The sequence below is a fragment of the Cronobacter condimenti 1330 genome (genome assembly GCF_001277255.1).
GTDB classification, from domain to species: Bacteria; Pseudomonadota; Gammaproteobacteria; order Enterobacterales; family Enterobacteriaceae; genus Cronobacter; species Cronobacter condimenti.
This window is the reverse complement of the sequence record NZ_CP012264.1, coordinates 2,140,310-2,164,207: the sequence shown is the minus strand read 5'-3', so window position 1 is coordinate 2,164,207 and position 23,898 is coordinate 2,140,310. Positions and strand designations below refer to the sequence as shown.

Below are 23,898 nucleotides of genomic sequence, written 5' to 3'. Positions count from 1 at the left end.
GCGATGATCCTCTCATAAGCGCGATGTTGAGCGCAGGACAATAAACGATCCATGCAAGCCTTACCGTCAGGTCATCCTGGCGGTATTTTTTTATCTCACGCTCAGTCATCCCATTTGTTGCTGCAATACGCGGCAAGAAACCCCACCAGTAACACGATCCCCGGCATACAGATAAACAGATCGGCGGCACCCGGCATCACGCCTCCCGCTTTATAGTCGCACCATCCTTTAACAAAGCCCGTCAGGTGTGACGAAAAGACGACAGTTCGGTAACCGTTTTACGAAACGTGCAGGAAAGGGAACTAAGCCTCGGTGGGGCTTAGTAAGTTGAGAAGGCGCTGTCGTCGGCGCTGTCGTCCGGCAGGTTAGCGGCGTCAGGCAGCTCAGGGGGCGCGGCGAAACCGGCACCTGCGCTGAAGAGCGGCATTCCATCAAGCTGCCACTGCTGCCAGAGCGCAAGCTGTGCGGGCGTCAGCGGCACGTCGCTGTAGATAAGGTAATGGTCTGCTTCAAACTGGGTAAGATCCGGCAGCGGCACGGGTTTGTGCATGACGTCAATGCGAAACCCTTCACCCGTGAAGCGGATCGCTTCCAGCCAGACATCGAGCGGATCGTGGCTGTTCATCGCTATTACCACCAGCCCGGAAGCCGGACGCTTGCGCAGCGACTGCATCAGAAACGTGGCGTATTCAATAATCAGCGTGTCAAAGCGGGCGCGGCGGGTCAGCTGGGCGCTGGAATTACCGTGGCTTAGCCACAGACGCAGCGGCAGCACAACATTGTCCAGAAGCAACGCGGCTGGCAGCTCACGGCCCATTTTACGCAGCAGCGTGCGGGCTTTTTCCATGCGGGTTTTCTCAAGCGTCGCAAGCAATTGCTCCTGCCACACTTCCCACTGGCTGACCAGCGCGCTTTGCTCGCCCTTTAATATTCGGGCAACTTCGTTAAGCGGCAGACCGCGATCAAGCCATTTCAGGATGGCATGAATGCGCATCAGATGGCTGTAATCAAAATAACGTCTGCCATTATCGTCACGCGCCGGCTTGAGCAATCCAGACCGTTGCCAGGCGCGTAAATTCGGCATGCTGACTCCGCACTGATCGGAGAGCATTTCGATCGTGAAATGAGACATGGCGATTCCTTAATGCCAGGCTGCAATACAAAACAGGAGAGGAAAAGACCCTTACTGGAGAAACGAAGGGAAGAGGTGAACAGGATCTACGCTAACACAATTCATAGACCCTGCTAATCATTTACTGTGAATTATTCATTATTAATAGAGAATGCGGCTATTCATTAGGTAAGCTGATAATGCCGGTTCGGCAAGAGCTTTGTCGGCTTGTGTGACTCGTTATTCATTTCGCGCAGGTCAATTTCAATGTTATTACAGAGCGCATCCAGCGGCAGGTCGTTGTCTTCCGTTCCAAAAGGATCTTCGAGCTCTTCTGCCAGCGTATCAAGCGCAATAAATGTGTAAGAAATAAACACGGAAACAAACGGTGTCATAAAGTGCAGGTCGGTCACCAGCGCAAAGGGCAGCATAATGCAAAAGCAATACACGGTGCGGTGCAGCATCAGCGAATAAGCAAAAGGCGGTGGGGTATTGGCGATGCGTTCGCAGCCTGCAAGCACCGCCGAAAGCTGATTAAGGTGCCCGTCGAGCGTCTGGAAAAGGATGTCAGAGAGCCCGTTGCGTTGCGCCGCGAGCCATTCGCCCATGATAAGCAACAGCGTGTTACACGGCGAATTGCTTTGCATCACGCGCGCCATTTCACTGCGGGTCAGATAACGGTCGAGCACGTTATCCAGTTTTTTGCGCCGCAGCGTCAGGCGCAGGCAGTGGCAAAACGCGACTTCTAAATTTACCAGATGATGCAGCTCCTGCGTGTTATCGGGCATCAGCGTACGGGCGGTGCGCAGCAGCGACCGGCAATGGATAACCAACTGGCCCCAGATCTGACGCGCCTCATTAAAGCGGGCAAAGCAGGTGCTATTACGAAAGCCGAGGAAAATCGCAATCGCCACGCCAAGAATACTGAACGGCGCGGTCGTAAGTTTAATTCCGAGCGCTTCATACCACGGTAAAAAGAAAATAACCGTCACAGAGAGCAGGAAATTAAGGAGTAGGCGTGTAGAAATTTTGGCTAATACAGAGCCATGCCAGACGAAGAGTCGGGCGAACCAATGCTGGGGGGGACGAACAATCATGATACTCACAGGGGGTTAACAAAAGCGCTACATATTAAACGGGATAGCGCTTTTGTCTGCAACCAGAAAACGCAGCGGTTTACCCTAAAGGAATAAAATTTGCTTTCTCCCGGGCGAGCCAGTCGCGGGACTTCCTGAGCGATCCGCCTTTGCGGAACAGCAGAAAAACATCCTGTCCCATGATTAACACCATAAACCGGTCTTTTAACTTCATGGTGGGGCAGCAGTACCATTTCTGTTTCATTAATCACTCCTCATCGGAAATTAAATCAACGAACGACACTTCGCAGATAAAGAATAGACCTCAGTGAAACGGTGAAATAATTAACGCTTTCTTTTAGGAGTTTTCTTATTAAACGGAGGGGCGCAGACAGAAATTCCTTTGCCATTCAGGAGATAAAAGCGACAGGGTGAATATATCTTGGGCAGCGTAGCGGTAAAATACATATCGACGGCTTATGTAACTTGCGAAACGGGAATGCAAGCCTATAGTTAGTTTTGCGTTCGCACTGTGGGGACGCGGTTTAAATTATCTCTGCTTATCCGAGGAGAATATTATGGCTCAACATCGTGGTGGTTCAGGTAATTTTGCTGTAGATCGTGAACGCGCTTCTGAAGCCGGTCGTAAAGGCGGCCAGAATAGCGGCGGTAATTTCAAAAATGACCGTGAGCGTGCAGCAGAAGCTGGCCGTAAAGGCGGCAAAAGCAGCAGCCGTTCGTCTTCCTGACAGACCGGCAGGCCGCATGCGCCCGGCATAACGTCTCTCCGGTATGGGTTAATGCTCATACCGGAGATCGTTTCGCGCATGACGTAAATACCTTCAGCAATCTGATTACTTTATGAAATTACAACGCGCATTAAAAATAACGTTACTTCCGTTACTTTCCGTCGCCTTTTTTGTTCAGGCAGAAAAAGACACGCCGCCCGGCGCCAGTAAAACGACGCATACCAATTTACTCGAAACCGGGGCCGCGGTGCTGCAAAGTAATGCTCCCTTAAAAGGTTTTGATATATATCTGGTCGGCTTTCACCCGATGAAAGAGATCCCCGAAAAACAGATGGAAGCCCATCATTATTGCCATCAGGTGAATGAAGACTTTGCCCAATGCGTCTTATTTGATGGCAATACTAAAGACGCTAACATGAATGGCGTGGAATATATCATTTCCGAAAAGCTCTTTAATGAACTGCCGCCGCAGGAAAAACAGTACTGGCATCCGCATAACGGCGAAATCCTTAGCGGCCAGCTGATTGCCCCGGGCATTCCGGCACCGGTTGAGCATCGTCTGATGCAGAGCAAAATGAACAGCTATGGTAAAACCTGGCATGTATGGCATACCGGCGGGCCGGGCGATAAGGGTGATGCACTGCCGCTGGGGCCGCCGATGCTTGCCTGGTCTTTCAGCCGCGACGGCGAGGCGAAGCCGGAGCTGGTCACCGAGCGTGATAAAAAACTCGGCGTGAATACCGAAGAGATCCGCCGCTCGCGTGCCGATTTGGAAACGCTCGCTAAACCGCAAAGTGGGGTGGACGCGCTCAAAGGGCAGTTTAAACGTGAGACCAAAGACATACCTGGCGTCGTGGACAGTGACGCCGCTTCAAAAAAACAATAATCATGATTTGTGCCTTTCACTTTCCCCACTTCGGTGGGGATTCTTTTACATGAATTTTTTTCAACACCCATGAAATTTCCTCGTTTGCCTGATGCAGGGCGAAATGCCATTCTTTGGACATGTAGCCATCCAGACGGCCAAATATTCAACAATTGAACTATCACCTGACGTGATCATCGCGCCAGGCTACGAGGAGAACACCATGCAACGTCAACATGCCCCGTTCCGTGCCGATATCGTCGGCAGCTTTTTACGCCCGGATGCTATTAAGCAAGCCCGCCAGCAGTTTGCGGCAGGGGAAATCGACGCCGCGCACCTGCGCCGTGTGGAAGACGAGGCGATTCGTCATGCCGTCGAACAGCAGTGCGCGTGTGGCCTGCATGTGGTGACGGACGGTGAATTCCGCCGCGCCTGGTGGCACATGGATTTCTTCGCGGCGCTGCAAGGCGTGGAGCTGGTGGAAGTTAATCAGGGCATCCAGTTCAACGGTATCCAGACCAAAGCGCAAAGTGTGCGCGTGACCGGTAAAGTCGCGTTTGGTGAACATCCGATGCTGGAAGATTTCCGCTTCCTTAAAAGCGTAAGCGGCAACGCCGAGCCGAAGATGACGATCCCAAGCCCGAGCGTTCTGCATTTTCGCGGCGGCGCAGCGGCCATCGACCGCACCGTGTACCCTGACCTGAGCGACTATTTTAACGATCTTGCCACGACCTGGCGTGACGCCATCCGCGCGTTTTACGATGCCGGCTGCCGTTACCTGCAGCTTGACGATACGGTGTGGGCATATCTGTGCTCCGACGAACAGCGTCGTCAAATCCGCGAGCGCGGTGACGATCCTGACGAGCTGGCGCGTATTTACGCCCGCGTGCTGAACCAGGCGCTGGAAGGCAAGCCTGCGGATCTGACTATCGGGCTGCATGTCTGCCGCGGGAATTTCCGCTCAAGCTGGATTGCTGAAGGCGGTTACGAGCCGGTCGCGGAAGTGCTGTTCGGCACCGTTAATGTCGATGCGTTTTTCCTGGAATATGATAATGACCGCTCCGGCGATTTCGCGCCGCTGCGCTTTATTCGTCCCGGTAACCAGCAGGTTGTGCTGGGGCTTATCACCACCAAAAATGGCGAGCTGGAGAACCCGGAGCTGATTAAAGCGCGTCTGGAAGAGGCGGCGAAGTATGTCGATATCAACCAAATCTGCTTAAGCCCGCAGTGCGGTTTCGCCTCTACCGAAGAAGGCAACAGCATTACGCCCGCCGAGCAATGGGAAAAAGTGCGCCTCGTGACCGGCGTGGCAAGCCAGGTGTGGTAACAAGCCACCAGGCGTCATCGATGATTTAAGAGGGGCGTATGACACGCCCCTTTTTATTAGTGGTAAGCAAAGCGCAGCCATCGTTTAACCGCGTGCTCGGCGTGTTATCTCCTTCTCTTCGCAGGGGGAAGGGGCAAAGCGTCAGCGCGGCGCATATTAATATCTCCTCTCTTAACCATCATGAAATCTTATTCCTGATGCTGTCCTTCATCATTTTTATTACCTCCTGAGCGCATTGCACATTTATGACGCACCGTTGCACCATAATGAAAGGGATTCGTGATAATAAGCACTGAAAAAGCAAATAATCGCACCGAGAATACCTCATAAAATATCCATCTATTTGAAATTAAATGATTTTTTAAAACTGGCATTCCCTTTGCTAAATAACTTCCATCTTGTATACCAGATGGGATGCCAGTTATGTCACAGAGTTCACCGCTTTTTACGCCGCTGACGCTTGCTGAGTGGCGCAGGGAATATCAGGATGACCCGAAGCGCATTGCCGAAATATATTCCGCTGCTTTTCCTGAAACTGAAAACACCGATCCGGCGTGGATAACGCGCGCCAGCGCTGAGCATATTCAGGCGCAGGTAGCGACGCTGGTGGCAGCGCTTGACCAGGGTAAAACCCTGGTGGATTTTCCGCTTTTCGGCGTGCCGTTCGCGGTGAAAGACAATATCGATGTGGCGGGCCTGCCCACGACGGCGGCATGCCCGGCATTTGCCTATACCCCGCAGGAAGACGCCGCCGTGGTGGCGAACCTCAAAGCCGCCGGGGCTATCGTGCTTGGTAAAACCAATCTCGATCAGTTCGCCACAGGCCTGGTCGGCACCCGTTCGCCGTATGGCGCGGTGCCGAACACCTTCAACCCGGCTTATGTCAGCGGCGGCTCCAGTTCCGGATCAGCCTCAGCGGTTGCGCGCGGTCTGGTGGCGTTTGCGCTCGGCACCGATACCGCAGGCTCCGGGCGCGTGCCCGCCGGGTTTAATAATATCGTCGGCCTTAAGCCCACCAAAGGCTGGCTCTCTAACCGCGGCGTGGTGCCCGCGTGTCGGCTGAACGACACCGTCTCGGTGTTCGCCTTAACCGCCGACGACGCTGCACGGGTGGCAGACATCGCAGGGGGCTACGACGCACAGGATGCTTACTCGCGACATCACCCGCGCACCGCGCCTGCGCGCCTGCCCGCAACACCGCGTCTGGCGGTGCCGGACATTCTCGAATTTTACGACGACTCTCACAGCGAGGCGGCGTTCCGCCAGAGTCTGGCGCGGCTGGAGGCGCTCGGCGCCACGCTAATACCGGTGGATTTTACGCCGTTTCGCACGCTGGCTGAGCAGCTCTATCAGGGGGCATGGGTGGCAGAGCGCACGGTGGCGGTGGGTGAAATGCTCAGCCAGCCCGCAGAAACTATGGACCCGACCGTGCGCGGTATCGTGGCAGGCGGCCTGAACTATACCGCTTGCGACGCCTGGCAGGCGGAATACACCCGCGCCGCGCTCGCGCGCCAGATTGCGCAAGTGCTGGAAGATGTCGACGCGCTGGTGGTGCCCACATCGCCCACCATTCATACGCTGGACGAGATGAAAGAAGAGCCGGTGCGTTACAACTCGCACTTTGGCTACTACACCAACTTCACTAACCTTGCCGACCTTTGCGCGCTGGCGTTACCAGGCGATTTTCGCGCCGACGGCCTGCCGGCGGGGATCACACTTATCGCGCCCGCCTGGCACGACGCTGCGCTTGCGCATTTCGGCGCGCGCTGGCAGCAGGCGACGCGGTTGCCGCTCGGTGCCACCCATAAAGCGCTGCCAGGCGTGCAGCCGCAGCCGATATCACCACACCATGTCCGCCTTGCGGTCGTCGGCGCGCATCTTCGCGGCATGCCGCTTAACCACCAGCTCACCACGCGCGGCGCGGTATTTATCGAAGAGACGACCACATCCGGGGACTATCGCCTCTACGCGCTTGCAAATACGACGCCACCAAAGCCCGGGCTTGCGCGTGCCGGTGACGGTCAGCCGATTGTGGTTGAGCTGTGGGACATCCCGCTTGCGCGCTTTGGCGAGGTAGTCGCGGAGATCCCGGCGCCGCTTGGCATCGGCACGCTGACGCTCGCGGATGGGCGCGATGTGAAAGGCTTTATCTGCGAACCGCAGGCGCTGGCGAGCGCCACCGACATCACCGAATGGGGCGGCTGGAAAGCCTGGCTTGCCCGCCATCAGCGCGCCTGAGGAGACCACTATGTTCAGCAAAGTGCTTATCGCTAACCGTGGCGAAATCGCCTGCCGCGCCATCCGTACCCTGAAGAAAATGGGCATTGTCAGCATCGCGGTCTATTCCGACCCGGACCGTAACGCACAACATGTGCGCGACGCCGACATTGCGCTGGCGCTGGGCGGCGATGCCGCGCGCGACAGCTACCTTAACGTCGATAAAATCCTGGCGGCAGCAAAAGAGAGTGGGGCGCAGGCGATTTTCCCGGGCTATGGATTTCTCTCGGAGCGCGCCGAGTTCGCGGCGGCCTGCGAGGCCGCAGGCATCACGTTTATCGGCCCAACGGCGCAGCAAATCAGTGATTTTGGACTAAAACACCGCGCACGGACGCTGGCCGCGCAGGCGGGCGTCCCTATGACGCCAGGCACCGGGCTGCTGCACACCGTCGACGACGCCATACAGGCGGCAGGTGAAATAGGTTACCCGGTAATGCTGAAAACCACCGCCGGGGGCGGCGGCATTGGGCTGACGCGCTGTGAGGATGAGACAGCGCTGACCGAGGCCTGGGCGAGCGTGAAACGCCAGGGGCAGCAGTTTTTCGGTGATGACGGCGTGTTTATTGAAAAATTCATTAGCCGCGCCCGCCATCTCGAAGTGCAAATTATCGGCGACGGCCAGGGCTGCGTGGCGGCACTCGGCGAGCGCGATTGCTCCCTGCAACGCCGTAACCAAAAAGTAGTGGAGGAGACGCCCGCACCGGGCCTGCCGCAGGCGACGCGCGCCGCTCTGCACGCTGCGGCGGTGGCGCTTGGCGAATCGGTGAACTACCGCAGCGCCGGGACGGTGGAATTTATCTACGACGCGCAAAGCGATCGCTTCTGGTTTCTTGAGGTAAATACCCGCCTGCAGGTAGAGCACCCGGTCACAGAGGCCGTCACCGGGCTTGATCTTATCGAGTGTATGCTGAAAGTGGCTGCGGGTGAGCCGCTCGACGAGGCGCGACTCGCAAAGGCTCCGCAGGGCGCGGCGATAGAAGTGCGGCTGTATGCCGAAGATCCACTGAAAAACTTCCAGCCGTCACCGGGCGTGCTCACCGACGTGCATTTTCCTGACGGCGTGCGGGTAGATAGCGGGGTGAGCACCGGCGCGGAGGTCAGCGCGTTTTACGACCCGATGATCGCGAAAATCATTGTGCACGGCGACGATCGCCCGCAGGCGCTGGCGAAACTGCGTCAGGCGCTGGACGCCACGCGGCTGCACGGCATCGCCACCAATCTTGATTATCTGCGCCAGATTATACGTCTGGAGGCGTTTGAAAACGCCACGATGTGGACGCGTCTGCTGGACGACGTGCGTTATGAGGCGCAGGCCATCGAGGTGCTGGAGCCGGGCACCTGGAGCAGCGTGCAGGATTATCCGGGCCGTCTCGGCTACTGGGATATCGGCGTGCCGCCGTCGGGGCCTATGGACGATTACGCGTTCCGGCTGGCAAACCGTATCGTCGGCAACGCGCCGGAGGCTGCAGGGCTTGAGTTCACGCTTCAGGGGCCGACGCTGCGTTTTCACAGCGACGCTATTTTTGCGCTCACCGGCGCCGACTGCGACGCCACGCTTGACGGCGAACCGGTCGCCTGCTGGAAGCCGGTGACCGCCCGCGCCGGACAGACCCTGACGCTTGGCCGGGCCCGAAACGGGTGCCGGGGGTATCTGGCGGTGCGTAATGGCATCGATGTGCCGCAATACCTGGGCAGCCGCTCGACCTTCGCGCTCGGGCAGTTCGGCGGGCACGCGGGCCGTACGCTGCGCCCTGGCGATGTGCTGGCCCTTTCCCGCCCGGCGCTTGCCGCCTGCACCACGCCTGCACCCATCGCCCTGCCGCAGGTGCCGGAGCCGGGGCTCATCCCGCACTATGGCGATCTGTGGGATATCGGCGTGCTCTACGGGCCGCACGGCGCACCCGATTTCTTCACCCCTGCGTCGATGGATACGTTTTTCGCCGCTGAGTGGCAGGTGCATTACAACTCCAACCGTCTTGGCGTGCGTCTGGTCGGCCCGAAACCGGAGTGGAGCCGCGCCGATGGCGGCGAAGCGGGCCTGCATCCGTCTAACGTTCATGACTGTGAATATGCCATCGGGGCGATTAACTTCACGGGCGATTTCCCGGTGATCCTCACCCGCGACGGGCCGAGCCTCGGCGGGTTTGTCTGCCCGGTTACCATTGCGCGCGCGGAGCTTTGGAAAGTAGGCCAGGTGAAGCCCGGCGACCGGATCCGTTTCCATCCGATAAGCATTGATCATGCGCAGTCGCTGGAGCTCGCGCAGGACGTGGCGTGCCATCATCTGCGCGCCGTCAGCGCGCGTCCTGGCGACACGCCGTCAATGCTGCCAGCTACCACCGCCAGTGCGGCGATCCTCGCTGCGGTGCCTGCGCAAAACGGGCTGCCCGCCGTGGTGTGGCGGCAGGCTGGGGACAGCTACATCCTTATCGAATATGGCGACAACGTGCTGGATCTGGCGCTGCGGCTTCGGGTGCATCTGCTGATGAAAGCGATCCGCGCAAGCGACGTCGATGGTGTGGAAGAGCTGTCGCCCGGCGTGCGTTCGCTTCAGGTGCGCTATGACGGCCAGCGCCTGGGGCAGCAGCAACTGCTGACGTTGCTGATGAGCCTTGAAAAACAGCTTGGCGATGTTGAATCGCTGAAGATCCCCTCGCGCATCGTCTGGTTGCCGATGGCGTTCGAAGACAGCGCCACGCTCGGTGCCGTTGAGCGTTACCAGCAAACGGTTCGCGCCCAGGCGCCGTGGCTGCCGAACAACGTCGATTTTATCTGCCGGGCCAACGGGCTTTCGCACCGCGACGAGGTGAAAAAAATCGTCTTTGACGCGAGCTACTTGATCTTAGGCCTTGGCGATGTGTACCTCGGCGCGCCGTGCGCCGTGCCGGTCGACCCGCGCCATCGTCTGCTGAGTTCTAAATATAACCCGGCGCGCACCTGGACTGCCGAGGGCACCGTCGGCATTGGCGGGATGTATATGTGCATCTACGGCATGGATTCACCCGGCGGCTATCAGCTGGTGGGGCGCACGCTGCCTATCTGGAATAAATTCCTCAAAAACCCGCAGTTTGGCGACGAGCCGTGGCTGTTGAAATTCTTCGACCAGGTGCGTTTTTACCCGGTGAGTGAAGCGGAGCTGAACGATTTCCGTGACGCCTTTCGGGAGGGCCGTGCGGCGATCCGCATTGAAGAGAGCGAATTTGATTTCGCCGAATACCGCGCGTTTTTAGACGCCAGCGCCGCAGATATCGCCGCGTTCCGCGCGCGCCAGCAGGCAGCCTTTAGCGCTGAGGTGGCGCACTGGCAGATGCAGGAGCCGGAGAGCGAGACGCCAGCGCAGCGGGTGGACGACGAGGCGGACAGCGCAGGGCAACTGGTGAGTGCCGATCTTAACGGCAATATCTGGAAGATCCTCGTCGAGCCGGGTCAGCGCGTGAAGCAGGGCGAACCGCTGATCGTCGTGGAGGCGATGAAGATGGAGCTGATGGTGCACGCGCCGGTGGATGGCGTGGTATCGAAAATCCGCTGTCAGCAAGGGTGGCCCGTCGCCCCCGGCGATGCCCTCCTGTGGCTGGGCTGACCGGGCTTACTGGTCAGAGTGCGCCTGGGCTGTACTCACTCTGACGGCGCCGCCAGCGGTCAGCGACGAGGCGAATATTCAGGGCGGGTGGCGCACCCGCCGGGCACAGGGCACACAGAAGGAGTCGCTATGCCATTAACAGCAGGACGCCGGGCGCCACGCCCGGAAGCCCAGGGCTATCGCATCTACCGGCTACTGAAGCAGGAGATTTTCGATTTCCACCTGCTGCCCGGGGATCGCTTTAGTGAAAACGATATCGCGGCGCGTATGGGGGCGAGCCGTACGCCGGTGCGTCAGGCGCTGCACCAGCTGGCGCAGGAAGGCTATCTCGACGTGCAGCCGCGCAGTGGCTGGCAGGTCAGGCCCATCGATTTCGACCACCTTGAAGCGCTCTACGATCTTCGCGTGGTACTTGAAACCGAGGCGGTAACGCGGCTTTGCGCACTCCCGGCGCACGTTACGCCGCTGCCGCTGCAAGAGCTTCGCGCCTTCTGGATTGACCCGGCGCCGCTCGGTGCGGGTGTAGATGTCGCGCCCTTTGACGAGGCGTTTCATATGACACTCGTCGGGGCAGCGGGCAATCCAGAGATGGCGCGGGTACACCGTGACGTCACGGAGAAAATTCGCATCGTGCGGCGCATGGATTTTACCGAGCCGTCACGCATCAGTGCCACCTATGCCGAGCACGGCCAGATCCTGCTCGCCATCCTTGAACGACACACAGAGGAGGCCCGGACCCGACTGCACGACCACATTGCCCAAAGCCAGAAAGAGGTTCGCAAGATAACGCTCCACGCCCTGCAACAGGCACGGCGGGAGACACGAGATTAATTCTACACACAGCCCTTAACACACAGGAGTGAAGTTATGCATCGTCGTACCTTGTTAAAAGCGTTCGCCCTTTCCGCGTCGGTCATCAGCATGGGGTTTGCCTTCAGCGCCCAGGCCGCCGACACCATTAAAGTGGGCATCATGCACTCGCTCTCCGGCACGATGGCGATTTCCGAAACGCCCCTTAAAGACGTGGCGCTGATGACTATTGACGAGATCAACGCCCATGGCGGGGTACTTGGCAAAAAACTCGAACCGGTGGTGGTCGACCCGGCCTCCAACTGGCCGCTGTTTGCGGAAAAAGCCCGGCAGTTGCTGAGCCAGGACAAGGTCGCGGCGGTCTTCGGTTGCTGGACGTCGGTGTCGCGCAAATCAGTGCTGCCGGTTTTTGAGGAGCTTAACGGCCTGCTGTTCTACCCGGTGCAATACGAAGGTGAAGAGATGTCACCGAATGTTTTCTATACCGGGGCGGCGCCTAACCAGCAGGCGATCCCGGCGGTGGAATACCTGATGAGCGAAGACGGCGGCGAGGCGAAGCGCTTCTTCCTGCTCGGCACCGATTATGTCTACCCGCGTACCACCAATAAAATTTTGCGCGCCTTCCTGTATTCGAAAGGCGTGCAGGATAAAGATATCGAAGAGGTCTATACGCCGTTTGGCTACAGCGACTACCAGACCATCGTCGCCAGGATAAAAAAATTCTCCGCGGGCGGTAAAACAGCGGTGGTTTCGACCATCAACGGCGATTCCAACGTGCCGTTTTACAAAGAGCTGGCAAACCAGGGCCTGAAGGCGACCGACGTTCCTGTGGTGGCGTTCTCGGTCGGTGAAGAGGAACTGCGCGGTATCGATGCGAAACCGCTGGTCGGTAACCTGGCGGCGTGGAACTACTTCGAATCGGTGGATAACCCGGAAAACAAGAAATTTGTGGCTGATTACCGTGCGTATGCCAAAGCGCACAATCTGCCGAATGCGGGCACCGTCGTGACTAACGACCCGATGGAGGCAACGTATGTGGGTATCCATATGTGGGCACAGGCGGTGGAGAAGGCGGGCACCACGGATGTCGACAAAGTGCGCGAGGCGATGGCAGGGCAATCTTTTAACGCGCCGTCCGGTTTTACGCTGACGATGGATAACACCAACCACCATCTGCACAAGCCGGTAATGATTGGCGAAATCGAAGGTAACGGCCAGTTCAACGTGGTGTGGCAGACCGACGCCCCCGTTCGTGCCCAGCCGTGGAGCCCGTATATCGCCGGTAACGATAAAAAAGCCGACGCGCCGGTGAAAACCGCGAGCAATTAAGCACCCGCGTGAGCGAAGCGCCCCTGACCCTCTCCCGCTGGGGAGAGGGAGCCGGTCGGCGTAGAACGCAGGGCAGGCCAAGGGCAGCGTCACCTGCTGTGCAGGGCGCTGACCCACGCCCTGAGGCCATAACGGTTCAAAGGAGATAACCATGACATTATTTCGCTGGCTGATGATTGCCGCCTTGCTGCTGCCGTGGCTCGCCCACGCGGCCGATGCCGATGATTTCGCAGCGGCCAGCCGCAGCCAGCAGGCCACGCTGCTGCAAACCTGGGCGACAGCGCCGGATCCTGCGCGTTTACCGCTGCTGGTCTCGCTTCATCAGGAAAACCTCATGGTGGATGCGCAAAAACACCCGTTCGCACAGCATGCCGACGGCGTAACGCCGCTTGGCCGCGCCACCGAGCCCGAAGGCGCACTGAAACCGTTGCGCCTGACGAACCGCCTGCGAAACCTCGCCGCGGCAGCGCTGGCGACCCACCGCCTGGTGAGTGACAACGTCACGGAAAGGCTCAATGCTGCCCGCGCGCTGCAACGTGATGGCGACCCGGAAATGGCGGCTTTGCTGGCGCAGCGCCTTGAGGTTGAAAAGGAAAACGACGTGCGCGAGGCGCTCGCCACCGCGCTTGCCACGCTCCAGCTTGCAAGCCCGGATGCCGCGCTACGCCTGCAGGCCGTCACGCGGCTTGGTGAGTCGGGCGACCCGCAAACCCGCGCCCGGCTTCAGCCCTTTGCCGAGGCGGCAAACGAGCCTGACGGGCGAGTACGTGAGGCCGCCGCCGCAAGCCTGCGTGCCATCGACCATCGCCTGCTGGTGGGCGACCTGCTCGGCCAGGCGTTTATGGGGTTATCGCTCGGATCGATTCTGCTGCTCGCCGCGCTCGGCCTTGCGATTACCTATGGCCTGCTTGGCGTCATCAACATGGCGCATGGCGAAATGTTGATGCTCGGTGCGTACGCCACCTGGTGCGTGCAAAACGCGCTGGCCGCGCTGGCACCGCAGTGGCTCGCGTTTTATCCGTTGCTGGCGCTGCCGGTCGCGTTTCTGGTGACCGCCTGCGCCGGGATGGTGCTTGAGCGCACGATCATTCGCCATCTCTACGGACGCCCGCTGGAAACGCTGCTCGCCACCTGGGGCATCAGCCTGATGCTCATTCAGCTGGTGCGAATGGCGTTCGGCGCACAGAACGTTGAGGTGGCCAACCCGGCGTGGCTCTCAGGGGGCATTCAGGTTTTACCTAACCTGATCCTGCCGTGGAACCGGCTGGTGGTGATGGGGTTTGTGCTGCTGGTGCTGTTTTTCACCTGGCTTGTGCTTAACAAGACGCGGCTTGGCATGAACGTGCGGGCGGTGACGCAAAACCGCGCGATGGCGGCCTGCTGCGGCGTGCCGACCGGGCGCGTCGATATGCTCGCGTTCGGGCTTGGTTCGGGTATCGCGGGCCTTGGCGGCGTCGCGCTGTCCCAGCTTGGTAACGTCGGGCCGGAACTGGGCCAGGGCTATATCATCGACTCGTTCCTGGTGGTGGTGCTGGGCGGCGTCGGTCAGCTGGCAGGCAGCGTCGCGGCGGCGTTCGGGCTTGGCATCTTTAATAAAATTCTTGAGCCGCAGGTGGGCGCGGTGCTGGGCAAAATCGCCATCCTGGTGATGGTTATCCTGTTTATCCAGAAACGCCCGCAGGGGCTGTTCGCACTCAAAGGGAGGGCCGTGGAATGACGCAGCCGATGACCTTAACGCTGGTTCAGAAAGCGCCGCGCCTGAGCCTTATAGCGGGCGGCCTCGCGCTGGCGGCGCTGTTTGCGCTGCCGTTTCTGACGCTTTTGCCCGCAAGCCACCCGCTGGCGGTCTCGACCTGGACGCTGACGCTGATGGGCAAAATTCTCTGCTACGCGATTGTCGCCGTGGCGCTGGATCTGGTCTGGGGATATGCCGGGTTACTGTCGCTCGGCCATGGGATCTTCTTCGCGCTCGGCGGTTATGCGATGGGCATGTACCTGATGCGCCAGGCTGCGGGTGACGGGCTGCCCGCGTTTATGTCGTTTCTCTCCTGGAGCGAGCTGCCGTGGTACTGGTGGGGCACCTCGCATTTTCTCTGGGCGCTGCTGTTAGTGGTGCTGGTGCCGGGGCTGCTGGCGCTGGTGTTCGGGTTTTTCGCCTTCCGCTCGAAAATTAAGGGCGTCTATTTCTCCATCATTACCCAGGCGCTGACGTTCGCGGGCATGCTGCTCTTTTTTCGCAACGAAACCGGCTTTGGCGGCAACAATGGGTTTACTGGCTTTACTACGCTGCTTGGGTTTTCGCTCACTCATACCGGCACGCGGATTGCGCTGTTTATCGCCACGCTCGCGCTGCTGCTGGCCTGCCTCGCGGTCGGGTTCTGGCTTGCGCGCAGCAAGTTTGGCCGGGTGCTGACGGCGGTACGCGACGCTGAAAGCCGCCTGATGTTTTGCGGCTACGACCCGCGCGGGTTCAAGCTTTTGGTCTGGACGCTGTCGGCGGTGATGTGCGGGCTGGCGGGGGCGCTCTATGTACCGCAGGTGGGCATTATTAACCCCGGCGAAATGTCGCCGACCAACTCCATTGAGGCGGCTATCTGGGTGGCGCTCGGCGGGCGCGGCACGCTGGTGGGGCCGGTATTTGGCGCGCTGCTGGTGAACGGCGCGAAAAGCCTCTTCACCGTCGTGATGCCGGAATACTGGCAGCTTTTTCTGGGGCTGATTTTTATCGTCATTACCCTGTTTTTGCCGCGCGGTATCGCGGGGCTTCTGCGCCGGGGAGAGAAATAATGCATACCCACGATACGCTCTACACCCGCCAGTATGAGACCGACCGTTTCCGCGCGCAGACCGATCCGGTACTGCAACTCGATAATATCAACGTCAGCTTTGACGGTTTTAAAGCGTTAACCGATTTGACGCTTGCCATCGGTGTTGGTGAGCTGCGCTGCATTATCGGCCCGAACGGCGCCGGGAAAACGACGCTCATGGATGTGATAACAGGTAAGACGCGGCCCCAGAGCGGCAGGGCGATTTACGATCAGGAGACTGACCTGACGCGCCTTGATCCGGTGGATATCGCACGGCGCGGTATCGGGCGAAAATTCCAGAAACCAACCGTGTTTGAGGCGCTGACCGTGTTCGAGAATCTGGAACTGGCGCAAAAGAGCGATAAAACGGTGCGCGGCACGCTGCGTGCGCGGCTAAGCGGCGAACAGCGGGATCGCATCGACGAGATGCTGTCAACGCTGCGGCTTTCCAGCGAGCGTCGCCGCCCGGCGGGCGCGCTGTCGCACGGGCAAAAGCAGTTTCTTGAAATCGGCATGTTGCTGATGCAGGAGCCCCATCTGCTGCTGCTTGATGAGCCAGCGGCGGGAATGACCGACGCTGAAACCGAATACTCCGCCGAGCTGTTTCGGGCGCTTGCCGGCAAGCATTCGCTGATGGTGGTGGAGCACGACATGGGTTTTGTGGAAACCATCGCCGATAAAGTCACGGTTTTGCATCAGGGCCAGGTGCTGGCTGAAGGCTCGCTTGCTGAAGTGCAGGCGAACGAGCAGGTGATTGAGGTCTATCTGGGACGCTAAGGAGCCGCCATGTTAGAAGTGCATGAACTGAATCAATATTACGGCGGCAGCCATATTCTACGTGGCGTCTCGCTTGAGGCGCGCACCGGCGAAGTGACGTGTTTGCTTGGGCGCAACGGGGTGGGCAAAAGTACGCTGCTTAAATGTCTGATGGGGCTGATTCCGGCGCGTTCCGGCTCGGTGACCTGGAAGGGCAACGTGATTACGCGGGATAAACCGCACCAGCGTGTCGGGGCGGGGATCGCCTATGTGCCGCAGGGGCGTGAGATTTTCCCGCGCCTGACGGTGGAAGAAAATCTGCTGATGGGGCTGTCGCGCTTTCACGGCGCCCAGGCAAAGCGGGTGCCGGAGGAGATCTATACGCTGTTTCCGGTGCTGAAATCGATGCGCCAGCGGCGCGGCGGGGATCTCTCGGGCGGGCAGCAACAGCAGCTCGCTATCGGGCGGGCGCTGGCGAGCCGCCCGCAATTGTTGATCCTGGACGAACCCACCGAAGGCATTCAGCCGTCGGTCATTAAAGAGATAGGAGCGGTTATCCGTGAACTGGCGGCGCGCGGCGATATGGCCATTCTGCTGGTAGAGCAGTTTTACGATTTCGCCGCAGGGCTTGCTGATAACTACCTGGTGATGTCGCGAGGTACGGTTATTCAGCGCGGGCGCGGCGCGGATATGGAGGCCGAGGGCGTAAGAGGGCTGGTGGCGATTTAGCGCGGGGCTCAGGGCTGGCAGGATGCTGGCCTTTTTTGGTACATCATTACGGGTTAAATATTATCTGATAAAAACCCCCTCGTTTCTTATTGTGCGTAGCGAACAGCGTAGAGTGCATGACACTATCACTGCAAAAGGAAACGCAATGAAAAAGTCTGAGCACATCATAAATGGAGGCGCATATCAGTTCCAGACAGAGAATGGCATAACGCATCTGGTGCATTATTCATATACTCGTCCTGTGGCAGAATGTTACGTCGAAACGGTTTACATTCCTTCCTGCAAAATTATTACTCGTGCGAATGGCGATATATTATTTGCACTGGAGTTAAACAAAAATGATACTTTTGAAATTATTACAGCTCAATCTTTATACGATCGATATGCCTGGCAGTGGTTTGAGCCGCTGGCAGAAAATTTTCATCGCCTCGTTTATATAAATAATGCACCTGAGATTCAGAGCGCCTACAAGCATTTCAGCTGGCAAGACATTATTGATTTTGCTGAAACAGACCGCCCTTCCTTCTCATTCGCCTCGGGAATGCCCGGAGACTGGAAAGCCAACCCCGCTGGTGCCGACGGTTACCTGCTTGTGATGATTGATGGCAAGCCCTACTGGGCAGACGCTATTGGACAGATCCCATTTGCCGTTGATACTTATAGGGCTACACACTCTATTGAGCAGACGCTGGAAACTGGGAAACGATGGGCAGACGGCACATTTACAAGTGCTTACGATGATTCTGACACCTATGATAATTTTTTTGTCCTGCGCGGCGCGTTGTATGCCAGTAAAAGGTTTACGTATCGCGTGGTCACTAACGATCAGGATTATCCGCGTGTACAGGTGTATGAAAATAAGTGGCCTGTAAGCAGCGAATCGATTTCAAATAACATTACCGCCGAGGAATGGTTACGCTTCGGGAAAAAGGGATGACAGGCATGGATAAGGATTTCAGGCGATTTTTCTGTGAGGTAGTTTGTCGACCTGCAATGGTATTCGCCCCGATGTTATGTGTGCTTATACTGCACGACGCGGGGTATCATTATTTTTATCGTGAGGCTTTTGGCCGTTATGGCGTTGGCGTGATTATCGCGCTGAATCGGGCGCTGTGGTACGGCATGTTGCCGACCTTTATTTTGATGGCGCTTTTACCGCTTCGATTAATAAAAGCACATTATTTGCTGGTGCTTTTAATACCGGGCGTTCTGTTTGGTTTCGGAGGCTCAACACATTTCACGCTCTGCGTTCTGCTAAGCCTCTACTGGCTTACCGGTTGTCTGGTGATGTTTTTTATAAAGTACGCGGTCTATCGCAGGATCGCGCAGCGCTTCAGCCTTTCTCCTTTATAAACCGTCTACATAGCGCGGGCGGGATATCCTCCCGACCCGCACCCCACTTAGCCCGGCTGCATCACCCCAACGGCTTTCACGCGCATGCCTTTATACATCATCAGATAAGCTATGGCCGCGAAGACCATCAGCGAGGCGAAGAGTGACCACGACGGCAGCGTCGTTAACATAAAGCCGCTGTACATCGGGTTAAACGCCGCGCCCAGCCAGCCGAGCGACTGCACGGAGAAGTAACCCGCTTTCAGGCCCGGCGGGGCAATATTATCGATAAGCATATATTCGCCAGGCGCATAGATGATTTCGCCCAGTGTGAATACGGCCGCCGCCGCGCCCCATATCCAGAGATGCGTGCCTGCCATCAGGAAACCACCGAGGCCGAGAATAAAGCACACGGTGCCAAAGAGCATCAGGCGGCTCAGGTTATCGGCGCGCAGGTTTTTCCCGACCAGATATTGCAGCGTTACGACCAGTATGGCGTTCACCGGCAGCACAACCGCGACAATCTGCTGCGCCAGCGCGCTGTCGGAAAAGGTGAGCACATATTGCGAGATGCAGATGGCAAAAGAGCCTGCCACCAGCGAGCCGAGAAACGCCGAGCCGGTAAACCACAGCAGGCGCGGGTCGCGCCACAGCAGCGACAGCGGCGGCGGGCCTGCGGGCGAATCCGCGTGCGGGTGCGCGGGCGCAACACGCTGCACGAACACGGTTATCACCATAAACGTGATGGCGGACGTCACCGCCGAGAGCCAGAACGGCATATTCAGGCCATAGACCATCAGCAGCGTGCCAACAGGCGGGCCGACCGTCCAGCCGATATTCAGAAAGGTATAGTTAAGCGAAAAAATACGCGCTTTGGCCGCAACACCCAGCGTATCGGCGAAATAGCTTTTCAGCACGGTAGAAAACACGGAGTACGCGCAGTTAATGATGGCGAAAAAGAGGATAACCAGCAGGGCATTATGGGTAAGCGGAATCGCAATAAAACCCGCCACGAATACCGCAATGGCGATAAGCATATAGCGCTTTTTATCGAAGCGGTCCGCGAACACGCTAAAGGCCAGACTGAAAAACACGCCTGCAGTCATGGCGCTGGTGAGCGCGATGCCGATTTCATCGACCGACATTGCGAATCGCTTCGCAAGGTAAATCGCCATAAACGGCAGGGTGGCACCGCGACCGATAGTCAGTAATAACGACGAGCCCAGCAGCGCGGCGGTGGAACGCGTTTTCTTTGATAACATTTTCTTATCTTTTTAGAGAGTGAGCGGGAGCGATAACCTGATTCAGGCCTCTTTTTAAGCAATAACATGCACTCGGGGCGCTGTACACCCTCAAACGTGTTAAGAGGTGCTTTACTTTCCCCCCATAAATTAGTGATCTGTCTCTCATCGGAAGATTCCGGTATGGTGAGGTATTAACATAATTTTAATAATTGACAGGGGCAGAGGATGACGCGCAAAGACGGGCTGCTGGCACTACTGGTGGTGCTGGCCTGGGGTGTGAATTTTGTCGTGATCAAAGTCGGACTGCACGCCATGCCGCCGCTGTTGCTGGCAGGGCTGCGGTTTTTGCTCGTCGCTTTTCCCGCGCTGCTGTTTGTGGCGCGCCCTAAAGTGCCTTTGCGCCTGCTGCTTGGCTATGGGCTGACGATAAGCTTCGGGCAGTTCGCCTTTCTCTTCAGCGCCATTAAGTTTGGTATGCCCGCAGGGCTCGCCTCACTGGTGCTGCAGGCGCAGGCGTTTTTTACGATTGTGCTTGGCGTGTTTGCGTTTCGTGAGCGGTTACAGGCCAAACAGCTGACCGGCATTGCGCTTGCTATCGTCGGAATGCTGGTGCTCATTGAGGGGAGTCTTAATGGTCAGCATGTCGCGCTGATCGGTTTTCTGCTGACGCTCGCCGCGGCGCTGAGCTGGGCGTGCGGCAATATCTTTAATAAAAAAATCATGCAGCTTGAGACGCCGCCTGCCGTGATGTCGCTGGTGGTGTGGAGCGCCCTGATCCCCGTTCTGCCGTTTTTCGCGGCCAGCCTCTTTTTTGATGGCGCGCAGACGGTCATCCAGAGTCTGGTGGCTATCGACAGCGTCACAGTGTTATCGCTGGTTTATCTGGCGTTTGTCGCGACCATTCTCGGCTACGGCATCTGGGGGACATTGCTTGGTCGTTATGAAACCTGGCGCGTGGCGCCGCTCTCGCTGCTGGTGCCGGTGGTGGGGCTTGCCAGCGCCGCGCTGCTGCTTAATGAGCGGCTCTCGCTGTTGCAGATTGTCGGGGCGTTGCTGGTGATGGCGGGGCTGTATATCAATGTTTTTGGCTGGCGGATACGACGGGCCGTGAGCCGGGCATAAAAAAACCGGGCTTATGCCCGGTTTTTTATTTACAGCGACTGGTTGTAGTACGGTACGCCCAGCTCGTCCGATTTATCGCTGCCCGCTCTACGGTGGCTGAGATCCAGCGATTCGTGATGCTCAATCGGCACCGTCATTGTACTGTGATCGCTGGCACAACGCGCCGTTTTCGGGCTGCCTGCCAGCGCAGAGCCGGAGGTCAGTGCCAGAATGAGCGCAGCGGCGCAAGTTACGGATTTCATAATGTCCTCGGTTATCTCCCGCAGGAGAAAGGTAACGGCGGAGTGCCGCCGTCGGCGTTTTTTACGGCTCAGTGATTCAGCGGGTGAAGGTATTTGCCTTCGCCCGGCATCCGCGTCACACGATATTTATGCGGCGGCACGGAGAAATAGTTCTTGAACGTACGGGTCAGCGTCTGTTGGGATTCAAACCCATAACGCTCGGCCAGATAGAGAATAGGCTCGTCACTCTCTTTGAGCTTCAGGGCTATCTCGGTCAGTTTCCGGTTGCGGATATACTGCCCCAGCGAATGGCCGGTCTCTTTTTTGAACATACGTTGCAGGTGCCATTTTGAGTAACCGGAACGTGCCGACACTTTCTCGAGGGAAAGGGGAGATTCCAGGTTATCTTCAATCCAGTCCAAAATGCTATGAATAGTAATGGCATCATTATTGCGTCTGGACATCGTTTTACCTCTTTGCTGTTACGGCAGCACCCTTTTAAGCAGGTATTCGAGGGTCGCCACTTCGTCTGCCGTCAGATTTTTTGTTAGTTCTTGATGCAGGTTTTGTCCTACCAGCTGATGACACTGTTCACACAGCGCCGCGCCTTCTTCCGTGAGTTCAATCAATATGCCGCGTTTGTCGTTCGGGTTGGGCAGCCGTGCTATCCACCCCTTACAGACCAGACGGTCAAGCATGCGCGTCAGAGCGCCCAAATCTACCGAGAGCACCTTTTTAAGCTCCCCTGGTGCGATACGACCGGGGCAGCGAATGGAGCAAAGCACCTTAAACTGCGCGGCGGTGATATCAAGCGGAGCGAGATACTCGTTGAGCAGGCGATCCTTTTTCTGATTCACCAAATGAATCAGTCGTCCTAAAGGAATAATGTCGTTAAACAGATCGCTGTTATTTTCCAAAATATTTGCCCAGGCAAGTAGATTAGTCACGCGAGATATTATTGCCCAGGCAAGCATAAGTCAACCGAATGATTTTTGAGATCACACGAACTGCTAAAACGTGACAAAAATCCTTCAGAATCAAAGGTGAAGCTTTGGCTATCAGTGCGATAGTCACTGCCTTTTAAGGAAGGGAAACCGTAACGTGAAGCGCGTAAAACCGGTGCCAGGAAATAAAAACGCCGCCTGAATCGGCGGCGTCATACTTAACTGTGGTGCGGCTGTTCGTCGGGAAGCTGTACCGGCCATCGGCGGAAAATCACAATCGCCCAGATAAACGCGGCAAGCGCCGGGATGGCACCCATATAGCCGATGGACGACATAGACATTTGCAAGCTGACCTGGTTGCCGACAAGTGCCCCTGCGCCGATACCGATATTAAAAATGCCGGAGAAGAGCGACATCGCCACATCGGTGGCGTCCGGTGCCAGCGCCAGTACTTTCACCTGCATCCCAAGACCGATGAGCATAATCGCAATGCCCCAGAAGGCGCAGAGCAGCGTGAGGTTCATCGTACTGTGCGAGGCAGGCAGCAGCAGCAGCAGGCAGATGACCAGCACGCCAATGGCGCTGCTGATAAGCCCGGAGGCGTGCAGGTTACCAAGCTTGCCGAAAATCACGCTACCGATAATCCCGGCCGTGCCGAGTACCAGCAGCAGGAACGTGGCGAAGTTCTCGCTTAAGCCCGCGACATTCTGCACAAACGGCTCAATATAGCTGTAGGCGGTGAAGTGCGCGGTCACCACAACAGCCGTCAGAATATAAATGCACAACAGCGCCGGACGGCGGAACAGGGCCGGCAAACTCGACAGCGAGCCGGAGTGTTCGCTTGGGATTTTCGGCAGCAGTTTCACCAGGCAGGCGAGCGTAATCAGCGCGCCAATGCCGATGGCGAAAAAGGTGGTGCGCCAGCCGAAATATTGCCCGACGATGCGCCCGATGGGCAGACCCAGAACGGAGGCGAGCGCCGTGCCGGTCGCAATCAGGCTCAGCGCCTGGGCGCGTTTGCCGGGCGGCGCCAGACGGATGGCCAGCGACGCGGTAATCGACCAGAAAATGGCGTGGGCAAAGGCGATGCCGATACGGCTAATCACCAGCACGTCGAAGCTCCAGGCCATAAACGACAGCATATGGCTTGCGATGAACACCACAAACAGCGCAATCAGGAGCTTGCGGCGCTCCACCTGACTTGTCAGCAGCATAAACGGCAGCGACATCAAAGCCACCACCCAGGCATAAATCGTCAGCATGATGCCCGCCTGTGCGGATTCCATCTGGAAACTCGCGGCAATATCGGAGAGCAACCCCACCGGCACAAACTCGGTGGTGTTAAAGATAAATGCCGCGACCGCAAGCGTAACTACCCGCAGCCACGCTGTTTTGCGAGAGACTGTATTCATCGTCATAAAAAAGATTCGCGCTGGTCAGAAGTGAATAAGAAGCAAGCGATCTTAAAACCATCGCCGGGCCGGATACAACCATTTTGTGACGTAAATCTCATTTTGCGCTTGTTATGAAACAAACGGAGCGGCAAAAAGGCGCGCCTCGCGCGGTGTTTTCTCTGCCGTGATAGGGTGTTAAACACGGTGACTTCAGTAATCAGGGCG

The 23,898-nt window shown here is 57.6% G+C and carries 23 protein-coding genes; 14 read left to right on the top strand and 9 right to left on the bottom strand.

What is annotated here, in order from left to right; all coding sequences use genetic code 11:
• Window positions 1-101: 101 nt before the first annotated feature.
• The 4 genes from mgtS to AFK62_RS22585 all read right to left on the bottom strand — a co-directional run bounded on the left by mgtS (window position 102) and on the right by AFK62_RS22585 (window position 2,452).
• Window positions 102-197 (bottom strand): protein MgtS, encoded by a 96-nt coding sequence (gene mgtS / locus AFK62_RS22170; RefSeq protein ID WP_032982055.1) that lies wholly within the window; start codon window positions 195-197, stop codon window positions 102-104.
• Window positions 198-319: 122 nt separating this feature from the next.
• Window positions 320-1,132, bottom strand: a complete 813-nt coding sequence (locus AFK62_RS09880) for a MerR family transcriptional regulator (RefSeq protein WP_007671384.1) — start codon at window positions 1,130-1,132, stop codon at window positions 320-322.
• Window positions 1,133-1,296: 164 nt separating this feature from the next.
• Window positions 1,297-2,208 (bottom strand): bestrophin family protein, encoded by a 912-nt coding sequence (locus tag AFK62_RS09875; RefSeq protein WP_053531879.1) that lies wholly within the window; start codon window positions 2,206-2,208, stop codon window positions 1,297-1,299.
• A 79-nt stretch (window positions 2,209-2,287) separates the two neighbouring features.
• Entirely contained in the window at window positions 2,288-2,452 is a 165-nt protein-coding gene (locus AFK62_RS22585) for a hypothetical protein (RefSeq protein ID WP_007671379.1), read from the bottom strand.
• 313 nt (window positions 2,453-2,765) lie between these two features.
• Between AFK62_RS22585 and AFK62_RS09870 the strand changes: the two genes are divergently transcribed.
• From AFK62_RS09870 to AFK62_RS09805, 13 genes are all read left to right on the top strand, one after another.
• The gene (locus AFK62_RS09870) at window positions 2,766-2,936 is read left to right on the top strand and encodes a con-10 family general stress protein (protein ID WP_007671377.1); all 171 of its coding nucleotides are present in this window, start codon (window positions 2,766-2,768) and stop codon (window positions 2,934-2,936) included.
• Between the two features lie 112 nt (window positions 2,937-3,048).
• A complete protein-coding gene (locus tag AFK62_RS09865) occupies window positions 3,049-3,822 on the top strand; it encodes an OBAP family protein (RefSeq protein WP_053531878.1) in 774 nt (257 codons plus the stop codon).
• 202 nt (window positions 3,823-4,024) lie between these two features.
• Window positions 4,025-5,128 carry a cobalamin-independent methionine synthase II family protein gene (locus AFK62_RS09860; protein WP_032984360.1) on the top strand — a complete coding sequence of 368 codons (1,104 nt, stop codon included), beginning with the start codon at window positions 4,025-4,027 and terminating at the stop codon, window positions 5,126-5,128.
• A 423-nt stretch (window positions 5,129-5,551) separates the two neighbouring features.
• Window positions 5,552-7,366 carry an allophanate hydrolase gene (gene atzF / locus AFK62_RS09850; protein WP_007671373.1) on the top strand — a complete coding sequence of 605 codons (1,815 nt, stop codon included), beginning with the start codon at window positions 5,552-5,554 and terminating at the stop codon, window positions 7,364-7,366.
• Between the two features lie 10 nt (window positions 7,367-7,376).
• Window positions 7,377-10,985 carry an urea carboxylase gene (uca, locus tag AFK62_RS09845; protein ID WP_053531877.1) on the top strand — a complete coding sequence of 1,203 codons (3,609 nt, stop codon included), beginning with the start codon at window positions 7,377-7,379 and terminating at the stop codon, window positions 10,983-10,985.
• A gap of 129 nt (window positions 10,986-11,114) precedes the next feature.
• Complete coding sequence (locus tag AFK62_RS09840; protein WP_007671366.1) at window positions 11,115-11,816, top strand: GntR family transcriptional regulator; 702 nt, start codon at window positions 11,115-11,117, stop codon at window positions 11,814-11,816.
• A gap of 36 nt (window positions 11,817-11,852) precedes the next feature.
• Window positions 11,853-13,124 carry an urea ABC transporter substrate-binding protein gene (gene urtA, locus AFK62_RS09835; protein ID WP_007671364.1) on the top strand — a complete coding sequence of 424 codons (1,272 nt, stop codon included), beginning with the start codon at window positions 11,853-11,855 and terminating at the stop codon, window positions 13,122-13,124.
• A gap of 151 nt (window positions 13,125-13,275) precedes the next feature.
• Window positions 13,276-14,841 carry an urea ABC transporter permease subunit UrtB gene (urtB, locus tag AFK62_RS09830; protein ID WP_007671362.1) on the top strand — a complete coding sequence of 522 codons (1,566 nt, stop codon included), beginning with the start codon at window positions 13,276-13,278 and terminating at the stop codon, window positions 14,839-14,841.
• The gene (gene urtC / locus AFK62_RS09825) at window positions 14,838-15,911 is read left to right on the top strand and encodes an urea ABC transporter permease subunit UrtC (RefSeq protein WP_053531876.1); all 1,074 of its coding nucleotides are present in this window, start codon (window positions 14,838-14,840) and stop codon (window positions 15,909-15,911) included. The genes urtB and urtC overlap by 4 nt, the downstream gene beginning before the upstream one ends.
• The gene (urtD, locus tag AFK62_RS09820; RefSeq protein WP_007671358.1) at window positions 15,911-16,708 is read left to right on the top strand and encodes an urea ABC transporter ATP-binding protein UrtD; all 798 of its coding nucleotides are present in this window, start codon (window positions 15,911-15,913) and stop codon (window positions 16,706-16,708) included. The genes urtC and urtD overlap by 1 nt, the downstream gene beginning before the upstream one ends.
• 9 nt (window positions 16,709-16,717) lie before the next feature.
• Complete coding sequence (urtE, locus tag AFK62_RS09815) at window positions 16,718-17,416, top strand: urea ABC transporter ATP-binding subunit UrtE (RefSeq protein ID WP_007671357.1); 699 nt, start codon at window positions 16,718-16,720, stop codon at window positions 17,414-17,416.
• A gap of 145 nt (window positions 17,417-17,561) precedes the next feature.
• Complete coding sequence (locus AFK62_RS09810; RefSeq protein WP_032984359.1) at window positions 17,562-18,353, top strand: hypothetical protein; 792 nt, start codon at window positions 17,562-17,564, stop codon at window positions 18,351-18,353.
• On the top strand, window positions 18,350-18,769 hold the full coding sequence (locus tag AFK62_RS09805; RefSeq protein WP_226991896.1) for a hypothetical protein: 420 nt from the start codon (window positions 18,350-18,352) through the stop codon (window positions 18,767-18,769). The genes AFK62_RS09810 and AFK62_RS09805 overlap by 4 nt, the downstream gene beginning before the upstream one ends.
• Window positions 18,770-18,816: 47 nt before the next feature.
• Here the strand turns inward: AFK62_RS09805 and ydeE are convergent, their stop codons facing one another.
• A complete protein-coding gene (gene ydeE / locus AFK62_RS09800) occupies window positions 18,817-20,010 on the bottom strand; it encodes an efflux MFS transporter YdeE (protein ID WP_007671349.1) in 1,194 nt (397 codons plus the stop codon).
• Between the two features lie 207 nt (window positions 20,011-20,217).
• Between ydeE and eamA the strand changes: the two genes are divergently transcribed.
• Window positions 20,218-21,114, top strand: a complete 897-nt coding sequence (gene eamA, locus AFK62_RS09795) for an O-acetylserine/cysteine exporter (protein ID WP_007671346.1) — start codon at window positions 20,218-20,220, stop codon at window positions 21,112-21,114.
• A 29-nt stretch (window positions 21,115-21,143) separates the two neighbouring features.
• Here eamA and marB read toward each other — a convergent pair whose 3' ends face one another.
• The 4 genes from marB to AFK62_RS09775 form a co-directional block, all read right to left on the bottom strand.
• A complete protein-coding gene (gene marB, locus AFK62_RS09790) occupies window positions 21,144-21,356 on the bottom strand; it encodes a multiple antibiotic resistance protein MarB (protein WP_007671343.1) in 213 nt (70 codons plus the stop codon).
• A 68-nt stretch (window positions 21,357-21,424) separates the two neighbouring features.
• Window positions 21,425-21,799: an MDR efflux pump AcrAB transcriptional activator MarA gene (marA, locus tag AFK62_RS09785; protein WP_004384918.1), complete on the bottom strand. Its 375-nt coding sequence runs from the start codon at window positions 21,797-21,799 to the stop codon at window positions 21,425-21,427.
• A gap of 18 nt (window positions 21,800-21,817) precedes the next feature.
• A complete protein-coding gene (gene marR / locus AFK62_RS09780) occupies window positions 21,818-22,252 on the bottom strand; it encodes a multiple antibiotic resistance transcriptional regulator MarR (protein WP_007671335.1) in 435 nt (144 codons plus the stop codon).
• 245 nt (window positions 22,253-22,497) lie between these two features.
• The gene (locus AFK62_RS09775; protein WP_032984358.1) at window positions 22,498-23,697 is read right to left on the bottom strand and encodes a sugar transporter; all 1,200 of its coding nucleotides are present in this window, start codon (window positions 23,695-23,697) and stop codon (window positions 22,498-22,500) included.
• Window positions 23,698-23,898: the final 201 nt, after the last annotated feature.